This is a genomic window from Saccharomonospora sp. NPDC046836 (assembly GCF_040645195.1).
Lineage (GTDB): Bacteria > Actinomycetota > Actinomycetes > Mycobacteriales > Pseudonocardiaceae > Prauserella_A.
Window position 1 is genome coordinate 119,196 of sequence record NZ_JBEYXW010000019.1, and the last position, 13,127, is coordinate 132,322.

Here is a 13,127-nt window from a genome sequence, read left to right on the forward strand (position 1 = left end):
TCACTCCAATTCGGACAGTTCCGTCTCGAGCTGGGCTACGCGTTCGTCGGCCGTTTCGAACTCGGTGCGCGCCGCCGCGGTCCGTTCGCGGGCTCTCGCCTCGTCGTGCTCCGCGGCACGCAGCTCACGTACGGCGGCGTTGCGCGCGGTCTGCGCCTCCGCCAGCGTGGCGCGAACCCGCTTGCGCTGCTCGCGCAGGCGACGGGCCGCATCGTCTCGCGGCGGTTCCGGTGCGGGCTTGTGGGCCTGCTTGGGCTGCGGCGGCGCTGGACCGACGGCGAACCAGTCGCCGGCGAAGGCGTCGGCGGGCTGTAGTGCGGTGGTGAGCCTGCCCGCCGCCACCAGCGCGCCGGCCGCCGGATCGGCGAGCGCAGCGTCGAGGGTGTCGTAGACCTCGTGCACGACGGACTCCCCCACCGGGCCGCCGGCGAGCCTCACCGCCTCGTCCGTCAGCGCCTGTATCAGCTCATGGCGTTGCCGCGAGAGCGCGCGGAGCCGCTCGCCTGCCAGCTCCGCGTGCGCGTTCCGCAGGGCCTCGCCGAGTTCGGCGAGCTCGCCGATCTGCCGCCGAGCACGGCGTGCCAGACCGTTGACCAGCCACGCAGCACTCGTCGGCTTACGCAGCTCGCGGATCCTGGCCGCCAGCTCCCGGTTGCTCGCGTCGCGCGCCTCGGCGGCGCGCTGCCCGCGGACCGCGACGAACTCGTCCCGGTCCAGCCCGTACAGCTCATCGGCGACCGACTCGAAATCCATGGTGCCCAGCGTGCCTGGTGTGGTCGGCCCTTGCGCGCCGGGAAGTTGATTAAGGTGGCACCGTGGGTACGATGGAGATCGAGTTCTACTGGCGGCCGGGCTGCCCGTTCTGCAGCATGCTCCGCAGCTCGCTGGACCGCAGCGGCCTGCCCGTGCGCGGCGTGAACATCTGGGAGGACCCGGATGCGGCCGCTCGGGTTCGCTCCGTCGCCGACGGCAACGAGACCGTGCCGACCGTGTTCGTCGGCGAACACGCGCTCGTCAACCCGACCATGGCGGAGCTGACAGCACTCGTACGTGCGGAGGCTCCCGAACTACTCGGCTAACCGCGCGCCGGTCTCCAGCGCGCGAGTCCCCCGCCCCGGTCCGCGAGTCCCCCCGTCCGGTCCGCGAGTTGCCCGTTCCCGAGCGCGAGTTGCCCGCCTCAGCCGGCGAGTCCCCCGCCCCGGTCCGCGAGTCCCCCGCCCCAGCCGGTTGACGGCACGGACGCCTCGGCTGAGGCTCGCCTCCGCCGCGCCCCAGCCGCCGACCTGGGTGCCCAGAGAGCGGGGCTACCCGGGTGTTCTTGTCCAGCAGGCAACTCGCATGCCGGAGCGGACAACTCACGCGCCCCAGCGGGCAACTCGCGTGCAGGAGCGGGCAACTCGCGGACCGGGGCGGGGGACTCGCGTGCAGGAGCGGGGGACTCGCGGCCCTTGACACTGGAAACCGGGCGGGATCAGAGTCGATTCGTACCGGATAGCGGCCAAGTCATACGCAATGCGTATGACGGGGAGGTGCCGTGCGAACCGATCCGCGACTACTGCGAACCTGCCTCGGCCACCTCGCGACCGGCAGCACGGCCGCCACCGGCACCAGCGAGCACGTACCACCCGGCGCCGCGGTGAACTCGTTCAGCGCGATCTCGCTCGACCGCACCGCCAAAGACGGCAAGTCCCGCCGACTGCCCGAGCCTGCCCTGGTTCCCCGCGCCGTGAGCACCAAAGCCGGCTGAGCCAATCCGTAAGGAGCAGAAAGTGACGGCACAGCAGGAGACCCCCGCACCAGCGTCCACCCAGCGAACGACGCGCCCGCTGACCGGTGACGAGTACATCGAGAGCCTTCGCGACGGCCGCGAGATCTTCATCTACGGCGACAGGGTTGCCGACGTCACCACCCACCCGGCGTTCCGCAACTCGGTACGGATGACCGCCCGCCTCTACGACTCCCTGCACGACCCGGGCAGGCGGAGCGTGGTCACCGCGCCGACCGACACGGGCAGCAGCGGGTTCACCCACTCGTTCTTCCGCACCCCGCACAACAGCGCGGACCTGCTGGCCGACCGTGACGCCATCGCCGAGTGGGCCAGGATGGCCTACGGCTGGCTCGGCCGCAGCCCCGACTACAAGGCCGCCTTCCTCGGCACCCTCGGCGCCAATGCGGACTTCTACGAACCGTTCGCCGGCAACGCGCGCCGCTGGTACGCCGAATCGCAGGAGAAGGTCCTCTACTGGAACCACGCGATCATCAACCCGCCGGTCGACCGCGATCGCGACCCCGACGAGGTCGCCGACGTCTTCATGCACGTCGAGGACGAGCGTGACGACGGCCTGATCGTGTCCGGCGCCAAGGTGGTGGCGACCGGCTCTGCGATCACTCACTACAACTTCATCGCCCACTACGGCCTGCCGATCAAGAAGCGCGAGTTCGCCCTCGTGTGCACCGTGCCGATGGGCGCACCGGGCATGAAGCTGATCTGCCGGCACTCCTACGCGCAGGCCTCGGACGTGATGGCGAGCCCGTACGACTACCCGCTCTCCTCACGTTTCGACGAGAACGACACGATCTTCATCCTGGACCGGGTGAAGATCCCGTGGGAGAACGTCTTCATCTACGGCGACCCCGAGAAGGCAAGCACCTTCTTCCCCGGCTCCGGGTTCCTGCACCGCTTCACCTTCCACGGCGTCACCCGGCTGGCGGTCAAGCTGGACTTCCTCGCCGGTCTGCTGATGAAAGGCGTGGAAGCCACTGGTACCAAGGACTTCCGTGGCATCCAGACCCGGGTCGGCGAGGTACTCGGCTGGCGCAACATGTTCTGGGCGATCTCCGACGCCATGGCAACCAGGCCCGATGAGTGGAAGCACGGTGCCGTCCTGCCACACCTGGATTACGGCCTGGCCTACCGCTGGTTCATGACCATCGGCTACCCGCGCGTGCGCGAGATCATCATGCAGGACCTCGGCAGCGGTCTGATCTACCTGCCATCCAACGCCGCCGACTTCAAGTCCCCCGAGATCCGCCCCTACCTCGACCGGTACGTGCGCGGTTCGAACGGGATGGACGCCGTGGAGCGGGTGAAGCTCATGAAGCTGATCTGGGACTCCATCGGCAGCGAGTTCGGTGGCAGGCACGAGCTCTACGAACGCAACTACTCCGGCAACCACGAGTGCGTGCGCGCAGAACTGCTGTTCGCCGCGCAGGAGTCCGGTTCGGCCGATGCCATGAAGGGCTTCGCCGAGCAGTGCATGGCCGAGTACGACCTGGACGGCTGGACCGCCTCCGACCTCGTCAACCCCGACGACATCAGCCTGCGAAGGAAGTAGCGGCGAGATTCGCACGTCACTGGGCGAGAACTTTCCTTCCGCATGGCGGATTTCGACATCGCCCACGCGCGAGCCTGAACGTACCCTTGTTGTCTACGCCAGTACCCGAGTACGATCGCATCTGTATACCGTATACAGCCGCAAGGAGGCGTCGTATGGCGGTCGACAGCGTGGACGCTTCGCTCATGGAGCAAGTGCGTGCCGTGGTCGAAGCGCACCGGGACGACCGGGGTGCGCTGCTGCCCATCCTGCACGACATCCAGGACCAGCTCGGCCACCTCGATCCGGCGGTCGTGCCGGTGCTGGCCGCCGAGCTCAACATGTCGCGCGCGGACGTTCACGGCGTCATCAGCTTCTACTCCGACTTCCGCGCCGAGCCCGCCGGCACCACGACGGTGCGCCTGTGCCGCGCCGAGGCCTGCCAGTCGGTGGGCGCCGAACAACTCGTCGCCGATGCCGAGCACATCTTCGGAGTGAAGGTCGGGCAGACGACGCCCGACCGCTCGGTCACCCTCGAGCAGGTGTTCTGCCTCGGCAACTGCGCGCTGGGCCCCGCCGCCCAGGTCAACGGGCGGCTGTACGGGCGCGTCGACCGCGGCAGGCTCATCGGCATCCTGGCGGCGGAAGAGAGCGCGGAATGATCACGGTCTACGTGCCGAGGGACTCGGCTGCCACGTCGGTCGGCGCCAACGAGGTCGCCGCGGCCATCCAGCGTGAAGCGGGCGAACCTGTCCGCGTGGTACGCAACGGCTCGCGCGGCATGCTGTGGCTCGAACCACTGGTGGAGGTGGAGACCGAGCGTGGGCGGATCGGCTACGGCCCGGTGACACCGGCGGCCGTACCGGAACTCCTCGCTGCCGGACTGCTGCACGGTGCCGAGCACGAACTGTGCGTCGGCCCGGTGAACGGGCTGCCTTGGATGCGCGACCAACAGCGGCTGTGCTTCGCCAGGGTCGGCGTCACCGATCCACTGTCCACAACGGACTACGAGGCACACGGCGGGCTCGCCGGGCTGCGCCGTGCGCTCGAACTGGACCCGGCCGAGGTCGTCACCGAGGTCACCGAATCCGGCCTCCGCGGCCGCGGTGGCGCGGGCTTTCCCGCCGGTATCAAGTGGAACACGGTCCGTAACGCCGAGGGACCGCTGAAGTTCGTGTGCTGCAACGCCGACGAGGGCGACTCCGGAACCTTCGCCGACCGGATGCTCATGGAAGGCGATCCGTTCTGTCTTATCGAGGGGATGACGATCGCAGCCCATGTGGTCGGCGCGAGCGAGGGCTACATCTACATCCGCTCCGAGTATCCCGACGCCGTGCACACGATGCGGCGCGCCATCGACATCGCCTACGCACAAGGCTGGCTCGGCGCCGATGTACTCGGTTCCGGTCTGCGCTTCGACCTCTTCGTACGCGTCGGGGCGGGCGCCTACATCTGCGGCGAGGAGACCTCCATGCTGGAAAGCCTGGAGGGCAAGCGCGGGATGGTGCGCTCGAAACCGCCGATCCCCGCGATCACCGGTCTGTTCGGCAAGCCGACCGTGGTTAACAACGTGCTGACGCTGGCCAGCGTCCCATGGATACTCTCGCAAGGATCGGCGGCCTACGCCGGGCTCGGGGTCGAGCGATCCCGCGGCACCCAGGTCTTCCAGCTGGCCGGCAACATCGCGCGCGGCGGGGTGTTCGAGACCGCGTTCGGTATCACGCTCGGCGAGCTGGTGAACGGTTACGGCGGCGGGACCCGCTCGGGAAGACCGGTGCGGACCGTGCAGGTCGGGGGCCCGCTCGGGTCGTACGTACCGACAACCCAATTCGACCTGCCCATGGACTACGAGGCGTTCGCCGCGGCGGACGCGATGCTCGGCCACGGCGGGATCGTCGTGTTCGACGACACCGTGGACATGGCATCGATGGCCCGATTTGCGATGGAGTTCTGCGCCGAGGAGTCCTGCGGCAAGTGCACACCCTGCCGAGTCGGCGCTGTACGGGGTGTCGAGGTGATCGACAGGATCACCGGAGGCGAGGACGCCGACGGCAACCTCGCACTACTCAACGACCTCTGCGAGCTGATGACCGACGGCTCGCTCTGCGCGATGGGCGGCCTGACGCCGAATCCAGTCCGAAGTGCACTGAACCACTTCCCCGAAGACTTCACCGCCAACCACAGGGAGGCGACGTAATGGGACTGTTGAAGGAGCACGACCTCGGCACCCCGGCCAAGCCCGGCACAGCGACGGTCACGGTGGAGATCGACGGCATACCGGTCAGCGTGCCCGAGGGCACCTCGGTCATGCGTGCCGCGGCGCAGAGCGGGACCGACATCCCGAAGCTGTGCGCCACCGACAGTCTCGATGCGTTCGGGTCCTGCCGGCTGTGCCTGGTGGAGATCGATGGCCGCAAGGGCACACCGGCCTCCTGCACGACACCGGTGGCCGACGGCATGAAGATCCGCACGCAGACACCGCGGCTGGAGAAGCTGCGCCAGGGCGTCATGGAGCTCTACATTTCCGACCACCCACTCGACTGTCTCACCTGCGCGGCCAACGGCGACTGCGAGCTGCAGGACATGTCCGGCGTCGTCGGCCTACGCCAGGTGCGCTACGGCTATGAGGGGGAGAACCACCTCGACGCACCGAAGGACACCAGCAACCCCTACTTCGACTTCGACGCATCGAAGTGCATTGTGTGCTCGCGTTGCGTGCGCGCCTGCGGCGAGGTGCAGGGCACGTTCGCGCTGACCATCGAGGGTCGCGGCTTCGACTCGAAGGTCTCACCCGGCGCGGGTGAGTCCTTCATGGACTCCGAATGCGTGTCCTGCGGCGCCTGTGTGCAGGCCTGCCCGACGGCGACACTGCAGGAGAAGTCCGTTGTGGACCTCGGCATGCCGACGCGAACCGTGCTCACCACGTGCGCCTACTGCGGCGTCGGTTGCTCGTTCAAGGCCGAGCTGCGTGGCGACGAGCTCGTGCGGATGGTGCCCCACAAGGACGGCGGCGCGAACGAGGGGCACTCATGCGTCAAGGGGCGCTTCGCTTTCGGCTACGCAACGCACCCCGACCGGCAGCTCAACCCGATGATCCGCGAGCGCATCACCGACGAGTGGCGGGAGGTCGACTGGGAGACCGCGATCGCCTACGTCGCCGAGCGGTTCCGCGACATCCAGGGCCGCCACGGCACCGGCTCGATCGGCGGCATCACGTCTTCGCGGTGCACCAACGAAGAGGTCTACGTGGTGCAGAAAATGGTGCGCGCGGCGTTCGGCAACAACAACGTCGACACCTGCGCGCGGGTATGCCACTCGCCGACCGGGTACGGACTGAAGCAGACCTTCGGCACCTCTGCCGGTACGCAGGACTTCCGCTCGGTCGGCGAGGCGGACGTGATCATGGTGATCGGCGCGAACCCGACCGACGGGCATCCGGTGTTCGCCTCGCGGATGAAGCGCAGGCTCCGCGAGGGTGCAAAGCTGATCGTCGTCGACCCGCGCCGGATCGACCTGGTGCGCTCGCCGCACATCGAGGCCCAGCACCACCTGCAGCTGGCGCCGGGCACCAACGTCGCGATCGTCAACGCCCTGGCACACGTCGTGGTCACCGAAGGACTCGCCGATGAGTCCTTTGTGGACCAACGATGCGAGGACTTCGGGGCGTGGGCAGATTTCATCGCCCAGCCGGAGAACAGCCCGGAGGCCACCGAGTCGATCACCGGTGTGCCCGCGGAGCAGGTCCGAGCAGCGGCCCGTCTGTATGCCACCGGCGGCAATGCCGCCATCTACTACGGGCTCGGCGTCACCGAGCACAGCCAGGGCTCCACAATGGTCATGGGCATGGCGAACCTCGCGATGGCGACCGGCAACATCGGCCGCGAGGGCGTCGGCGTGAACCCCTTGCGCGGCCAGAACAACGTGCAGGGCTCCTGTGACATGGGCTCGTTCCCTCATGAGCTCTCCGGTTACCGGCACGTCTCCGACGAGGCCGTGCGGGAGGTGTTCGAGAAGCTGTGGGAGCGCCCGATCCTGCCGGAGCCGGGCCTGCGGATCCCCAACATGTTCGACGCCGCCGTCGACGGCACGTTCCGCGGGTTGTTCGTGCAGGGTGAGGACATCGCCCAGTCCGATCCGAACACCCAGCACGTCACCTCCGCACTGTCCTCGATGGAACTCGTCGTGGTGCAGGACCTCTTCCTCAACGAGACAGCCAAGTTCGCACACGTCTTCCTGCCCGGCACGTCCTTTTTGGAGAAGGACGGGACGTTCACCAACGCCGAGCGGCGCATCAACCGCGTCCGCCCGGTCATGGCGCCGAAGACCGGCAAGGACGAGTGGCGCGTGGCATGCGAGATCGCGCAGGCCATGGGCTACGACATGGACTACCAGCACCCACGCGAGATCATGGCCGAGATCGCGTCGGTGACGCCGACGTTCGCCGGCGTGTCGTTCGACAAGCTCGACAAGCTGGGCAGCGTGCAGTGGCCGTGCAACGACGCGGCACCGGAGGGCACGCCGGTGATGCACGTGGACGGGTTCGTCCGCGGCAAGGGCAGGTTCGTGCAGACGCCGTTCGTGGCGACGCGCGAGCGCAGCACCCGCAAGTACCCGCTGATCCTCACGACCGGGCGCATCCTCAGCCAGTACAACGTGGGCGCGCAGACCCGGCGTACCGCCAACGTTGCGTGGCATCCGGAGGACGTGCTGGAGATCCACCCGCACGATGCGGAGGTGCGCGGCATCGCCGACGGCGATGAGGTCACCCTCACCAGCCGGGTCGGTACCACGACGCTGCGCGCGCTGATCGCCGACCGGATGCCCGTGGGTGTCGTGTACACGACGTTCCACCACCCGGTGACCGGCGCCAACGTGGTGACCACGGAGAACTCCGACTGGGCGACCAACTGCCCCGAGTACAAGGTGACGGCGGTGCAGGTGGGCCTGCGCACTGCCGCGAGCGCCGCTGCGGTGGAACGCGACGAGGAACCGGCATGGGCGGACTGAACGGGGAGCACGCGGTGCACTCACCGCAGATCCGGATGGCCAACGATATCGCCGTCCAGTTCCAGCACCTGCCGCCTGAGCAGGCGGCGGAGGCGATCGCCGCGCACATCCGGATGTTCTGGGATCCGCGGATGAAGGCCGAGCTACGCCGCCTGGTGACCACCGACGCGGACGACCTGGACCCACTAGCCCTGGCCGCCACCCACCTACTCTGAATTGTCCCCCAAGGCCACCTTGGGGACCCCTACCGAGCGCTAGGAGGGCAGGCGGAAGACCGGGAAGCCCGGGGCGACACGGCGCAGCTCGCTGTCGGGGGTCTTGGCGTTGATGCCCTCGAAGAAGGCACCGGTCTCCCAGGCCCACTTCTTGAGGTAGGCGCGGATCACCGGGGGCTTCTCGTCGTCGGCGAGTTCGACGGGCCGCACCATCTCGACCCGCCTGCCGATCCGCAGCTGCGCCTCGCCGCTGGCCCTGAGGTTGCGTACCCACTGGGTGTGCCCGCGCGGGGCAACGAGGTAGCGGGTTTCCTCGAAGGTCAGCAGGTTCACCGGAGTGGACCGCCACTGCCCGCTCTTGCGGCCACGCACGGCGAGAATCCGGCTGCCGAACAAACTCAGGCCCAGCCTGGTCAGCCCCGCGACGGTCGCGTTGAACAGCCGCGTCGCCCTGCCCGGCTCCAGGTAACGGTTCTGGTCGTGGTCGGCGCTCATGTCGGTCGTCTCCTCGAAGCGGTTTCCGAGAGCACTGCTCTCAACTGCGACCAGTGAACATGAGACGTCGGCCCACAGTCAAGAGCGGTGCTCTCGAATTTGTGCACCGCTCTCCGAATTTGGCAGACTGGCGCCATGCCAGCACATCTCACCGCACGGGAACGAGCAAGAGCCGAGCTGACGGCCGCGATCAAGGACGAGGCACGCAGGCAGCTCGGCCTCCGCGGCGCGGACGGCCTGTCGCTGCGTGCGGTGGCCAGAGAGCTCGGCATGGTCTCCTCGGCGCTCTACCGCTACTTCCCCAGCCGCGACGACCTGCTCACCGCGCTGATCATCGACGCGTACAACGCCGTCGGCGCCGCCGTCGAGACCGCGGCGGAGCGCGGCTCCACGCCGGGCGAGCGGTGGCGCATCGCCTGCGCAGCGCTGCGCACGTGGGCCCGCGAACACCCGCACGAGTACGCACTGATCTACGGTTCGCCGGTTCCCGGCTACCGGGCACCGCAGGACACGGTCACCCCGGCCAGCCGGGTGCCCACCGCCTTTCTCGGCATCGTCCATGACGCCTGGCAGGCAGGCACGATCGAGCAGGCTGGCCCGGCTCCCGAGCTGACGCCACGGCTGCGCGAACAGCTCGACACGATCGCGAACCACTTGGCGCCCGGTGTTCCCCAGGAGGTGCTGGCACGCGGCGTGATCGCCTGGACTCAGGTGTACGGAATGCTCAGCTTCGAGCTCACCGGACAGTTCGTCGGCACGTTCGAACCCGCCGACGACTTCTTCGCCAACGCCGTCGAGCAGTTGGCCTCCTTCGTCGGGCTGAGCTGAGCGGAATGGGCCTATGGTCGAGGTGCGTGCTCCGAGACCGACCACGGAAAGGAGCTGGCCATGGCCAGTCGCGATGCCACCACTCACTGGACCGGTGGACTCAACTCCGGCACGGGATCCGTCACGCTCGACTCCTCGAACGCCGGGCACTTCGACGTCTCGTTCCCGCACCGCATCGGCAACGCCGAGGGGCAGACCAGCCCCGAGGAGCTGATCGCCGCCGCGCAGTCCTCCTGCCTTGCGATGAACCTCTCCGCCGTGCTGGAGAAGGAAGGCCTCACCCCGAAGACGATCGACACCACGGCCGAGGTCACGCTCGGTCCCGCCGACGGCGGGCTGGCGATCAACGCCATCGACATCACGTTGCGCGCCGACGTCGAGGGCGTGGCCGCCGACAAGTTCGCCGAGCTGGCGCGGGTCGCGAAGGACACCTGCCCCGTCAGCAAGGCGCTCGCCGGGACGGCGATCACGCTCAATGCCTCACTCGGCGGCTGAGGGCCGGTGACCGGCTGCCCGCCGACCCGCCGGTCACCGGCATGTTCACCGCCCAGCCGGGGCGAGCACCACAACGGAGTTGTGACCGCCCATGCCCAGCGAGGACTTGACGGTCAGACCGTCATTCACGGGAAACGCGCCGTTCAGCAGCTGTGGATGCGCCGCGGCCACCCGGGGCGGCGCGGGCACAGTGCCGCGCTCGTAGCCCAGCGCGGCGACCACGATCTCCACAGCCGACGCCGCGCCCTGGCAGTGGCCGACGAGCGGCTTGATCGAGTAGATCCCGGTGTCCGGTTCGAAAAGCTCCTCCAGGATCGCCGCCTCGACCCGATCACACTGCTTGGTGCCGGGGCCATGCGCGTTGAGGTACCGGACGTCGGCCGGCGAGACGTGCGCGTCCTCGAGAGCCTCGACGAAGCAACGCCGCACCTCGGGGAAGCCAGGATCGAGGGAGGTCACGTGGTAGGCGTCGTGCGACATCGCGCCGCCGAGCGCGACCGCGTACGGGCGGTCGCAGCGATTGGACAGCACCATGCCGACCGACGCCTCCCCCATGACGAATCCACGGCTGCCCTCCTGGAACGGACGGCAGCCGTCGAGTGGTTCGCGGTTGACCACGGCGGCGCCGAGTGCGGCGAAATGCCACACGTTCTCGGGTGTCACCGACAGGTCGGTGGCGACGAGCACGACGTCGTCCACGATCCCCGAGTCGAGCCAGGTCTGCGCGGTGAGCAGCCCGGCGTTACCGGAGGCGCACATCGCCGACACGTTCATCGCCGGCCCGTGGAAGCCGTACTCCTGCATGAACGTCGACATGGGCGTCGACGGCATCAGCGCGAGGTAGTCGCGCACACGCAGCATGCCCCGATCGGCGACGTAGAAGTCCTTCCACAGGTACACCTCGCCGAGGACGACGGCATGTAGCAGACCGACCCGCGCACCAGGAGACCAGCCGCGGCGCTTCGCGTCGTCGATCGCCTCCCTGGCCGATGCCCGCATGGCGCGGGCGAAGCGGCCACGGCCGTCCACCGGGTCGCCGCCTTCCGGAACGGCCGCGATCCACCATGATTCATCCCGCTTCTCGCCGTACCCGCCGGTCAGCGTTGCGGCGGGCTTGCCCGACATCAGCCCGTCCCACAACGCCTCGCGACCCCAGCCATATCCCGTTACCGCACCAATTCCGCAGATTCCAATTCTGTGTGACACGATCTTCCCCTCAATTCCTGGTCATTCCTCACCCGGGCGGATCCGCACCGCCCGATCAGTCCACCTCTCCTATGACGGCAGATAGCGGCGCCGTAACACGCCTAAATTGGACGAACCACTGACAATAACTGCGCAGAAGTGCGCAATGTGGGAGAATTTCGAACTCGAGCACTGCCACGAGACACCGGAAGGCGACGCGAAATGAATTCGGTTTCTCGCCCATCGCCACCCCGGCGGCGACGTGACTGAACGGCACGACAACGACCAGGAGCTGGCCGACCTCGCTGATCGTTACCGGTTGCTTGTGGAGCTCAGCCCGGACGCCATCTGCGTGCACGAGGGCGGCAAACTGGTCTACGTCAATCCGGCCACGCTGCGGTTCGTCGCGGTCGATTCGGCCGAGGAAATGCTCAGGCGTCCCATCACCGATTTCGTCGCCGCCGACTCGGTGCCGGACATGCTGGACAGGATCAAGGGCCTCATGGAGCCGGGCGCGATCTCGAAACCGACGGAGGTCACGCTCAAACGTTTCGACGGCGACACGATGCTCGTCGAGTCGGTCTCAGTGCGCACGACCTGGCGGGGGCGGCCCGCGTTCCAGGTGATCATGCGGGACGTCACCGCGCAGAAATCCGCGGAGGAAGCACTGCACTACCAGGCTGCGCTCGTCGCACACGTCAGCGACGCGATCATCGCGACCACTGCCGACGGGACCGTGACGAGCTGGAACCCCGCCGCCGAGACGGTGTACGGGTACGCGCTGGACGAGGCGATCGGACGCCGGGTGGGTGAGCTGGTGGGCGCGCCGCTCGATCCCGAGGTGATCGTCGCCTCCGGCGGCGTAACCGACGCGACCCATCGCGGGTCCGACGGAACGGCACTGGCCATCCGCGTCTCCGCTGCCGAGATGACGGGCGGCTACGTCCTGGTGTGCGCCGACGAGACACCACGACGACGTGCCGAGCGCCGGTACAGCACCGTGGTGGCCGCGCTCGAGGAGGGCGTCGTGGTGGTCGGACCAACCGGGTTGGTGGAGTCGGCGAACCCGGCCGCGGCACGCATTCTCGGCGTGCCGGCACGGGCGCTGGTCGGCTCGCCGCCAACCCGCTTCCCGCTCTACGACGAGTCGGGGACCCGCATCTCCGCGGACGCCTACCCGTCCGCGGAGGTGCTGCATACCGGCACCCCGCGCAACGGGCGGGTGCTGCGCGCCGAGCGGTCGGACGGGCGATCGGTGTGGCTGTCGATGAGCTGCCGGCCACTGGATCCCGAGACACCGCCACCGTCGACCGTCGTGACCTCGTTCACCGACATCACCGAGCGCAGGGCGATCGGCGAGCGACTGGCGCACGACGCCACCCACGATCCGCTCACCGGCCTGGCCAACCGCACGCTCGTGCTCGCCCGGCTCGGTCGCGCACTGGCCGAACCGGACCGCACCGGGCTCGCCTGCGTGCTGTTCATCGACCTCGACAAGTTCAAGGTCATCAACGATTCACTGGGGCACAGCATCGGCGACAAGGTGCTGCGGATCGTCGGGCATCGGCTGCAGCACTGCGTGCGCGGC

12 protein-coding genes and 1 pseudogene are annotated in these 13,127 nt (G+C 68.4%); 10 read left to right on the top strand and 3 right to left on the bottom strand.

The features are described 5' to 3' along the window. A complete protein-coding gene (locus tag ABZ863_RS21715; RefSeq protein ID WP_358538460.1) occupies window positions 1-753 on the bottom strand; it encodes a hypothetical protein in 753 nt (250 codons plus the stop codon). Between the two features lie 62 nt (window positions 754-815). Between ABZ863_RS21715 and ABZ863_RS21720 the strand changes: the two genes are divergently transcribed. From ABZ863_RS21720 to ABZ863_RS21750, 7 genes are all read left to right on the top strand, one after another. Continuing rightward, entirely contained in the window at window positions 816-1,079 is a 264-nt protein-coding gene (locus tag ABZ863_RS21720) for a glutaredoxin domain-containing protein (RefSeq protein WP_358538463.1), read from the top strand. Window positions 1,080-1,534: 455 nt separating this feature from the next. Beyond that, entirely contained in the window at window positions 1,535-1,747 is a 213-nt protein-coding gene (locus tag ABZ863_RS21725; protein ID WP_358538466.1) for a hypothetical protein, read from the top strand. A gap of 22 nt (window positions 1,748-1,769) precedes the next feature. Continuing rightward, on the top strand, window positions 1,770-3,335 hold the full coding sequence (locus ABZ863_RS21730) for a 4-hydroxyphenylacetate 3-hydroxylase N-terminal domain-containing protein (RefSeq protein WP_358538468.1): 1,566 nt from the start codon (window positions 1,770-1,772) through the stop codon (window positions 3,333-3,335). Window positions 3,336-3,490: 155 nt separating this feature from the next. Continuing rightward, window positions 3,491-3,976 (top strand): NAD(P)H-dependent oxidoreductase subunit E, encoded by a 486-nt coding sequence (locus ABZ863_RS21735; protein WP_358538471.1) that lies wholly within the window; start codon window positions 3,491-3,493, stop codon window positions 3,974-3,976. Then, entirely contained in the window at window positions 3,973-5,511 is a 1,539-nt protein-coding gene (locus ABZ863_RS21740; RefSeq protein WP_358538473.1) for an NADH-quinone oxidoreductase subunit NuoF, read from the top strand. The genes ABZ863_RS21735 and ABZ863_RS21740 overlap by 4 nt, the downstream gene beginning before the upstream one ends. Then, window positions 5,511-8,321, top strand: a complete 2,811-nt coding sequence (gene fdhF, locus ABZ863_RS21745; RefSeq protein ID WP_358538476.1) for a formate dehydrogenase subunit alpha — start codon at window positions 5,511-5,513, stop codon at window positions 8,319-8,321. Before ABZ863_RS21740 ends, fdhF begins: the two co-directional genes overlap by 1 nt. After that, on the top strand, window positions 8,309-8,536 hold the full coding sequence (locus ABZ863_RS21750; RefSeq protein ID WP_358538479.1) for a formate dehydrogenase subunit delta: 228 nt from the start codon (window positions 8,309-8,311) through the stop codon (window positions 8,534-8,536). The genes fdhF and ABZ863_RS21750 overlap by 13 nt, the downstream gene beginning before the upstream one ends. A gap of 39 nt (window positions 8,537-8,575) precedes the next feature. Here the strand turns inward: ABZ863_RS21750 and ABZ863_RS21755 are convergent, their stop codons facing one another. Next, a complete protein-coding gene (locus tag ABZ863_RS21755) occupies window positions 8,576-9,031 on the bottom strand; it encodes a nitroreductase family deazaflavin-dependent oxidoreductase (RefSeq protein ID WP_358538481.1) in 456 nt (151 codons plus the stop codon). Window positions 9,032-9,166: 135 nt separating this feature from the next. Between ABZ863_RS21755 and ABZ863_RS21760 the strand changes: the two genes are divergently transcribed. Then, window positions 9,167-9,859 carry a TetR/AcrR family transcriptional regulator gene (locus tag ABZ863_RS21760; protein ID WP_358538484.1) on the top strand — a complete coding sequence of 231 codons (693 nt, stop codon included), beginning with the start codon at window positions 9,167-9,169 and terminating at the stop codon, window positions 9,857-9,859. Between the two features lie 60 nt (window positions 9,860-9,919). After that, complete coding sequence (locus tag ABZ863_RS21765; protein ID WP_358538487.1) at window positions 9,920-10,354, top strand: OsmC family peroxiredoxin; 435 nt, start codon at window positions 9,920-9,922, stop codon at window positions 10,352-10,354. Window positions 10,355-10,399: 45 nt separating this feature from the next. On the opposite strand, the gene ABZ863_RS21770 is transcribed toward ABZ863_RS21765, so the two are convergent. Further along, window positions 10,400-11,560 (bottom strand): beta-ketoacyl synthase N-terminal-like domain-containing protein, encoded by a 1,161-nt coding sequence (locus ABZ863_RS21770; RefSeq protein ID WP_358538490.1) that lies wholly within the window; start codon window positions 11,558-11,560, stop codon window positions 10,400-10,402. 103 nt (window positions 11,561-11,663) lie between these two features. Between ABZ863_RS21770 and ABZ863_RS21775 the strand changes: the two are divergent. Next, window positions 11,664-13,127, top strand: a pseudogene (locus ABZ863_RS21775) (PAS domain S-box protein); the annotation flags it as partial.

Excerpts from the sequence above, each read along its gene's own strand:
- ABZ863_RS21750 (WP_358538479.1), top strand. The coding sequence starts at position 8,309 with ATGGGCGGACTGAACGGGGAGCACGCGGTGCACTCACCGCAGATCCGG.
- ABZ863_RS21755 (WP_358538481.1), bottom strand. The coding sequence starts at position 9,031 with ATGAGCGCCGACCACGACCAGAACCGTTACCTGGAGCCGGGCAGGGCG.
- ABZ863_RS21740 (WP_358538473.1), top strand. The coding sequence starts at position 3,973 with ATGATCACGGTCTACGTGCCGAGGGACTCGGCTGCCACGTCGGTCGGC.
- ABZ863_RS21765 (WP_358538487.1), top strand. The coding sequence starts at position 9,920 with ATGGCCAGTCGCGATGCCACCACTCACTGGACCGGTGGACTCAACTCC.
- ABZ863_RS21735 (WP_358538471.1), top strand. The coding sequence starts at position 3,491 with ATGGCGGTCGACAGCGTGGACGCTTCGCTCATGGAGCAAGTGCGTGCC.
- ABZ863_RS21715 (WP_358538460.1), bottom strand. The coding sequence starts at position 753 with ATGGATTTCGAGTCGGTCGCCGATGAGCTGTACGGGCTGGACCGGGAC.
- ABZ863_RS21760 (WP_358538484.1), top strand. The coding sequence starts at position 9,167 with ATGCCAGCACATCTCACCGCACGGGAACGAGCAAGAGCCGAGCTGACG.
- fdhF (WP_358538476.1), top strand. The coding sequence starts at position 5,511 with ATGGGACTGTTGAAGGAGCACGACCTCGGCACCCCGGCCAAGCCCGGC.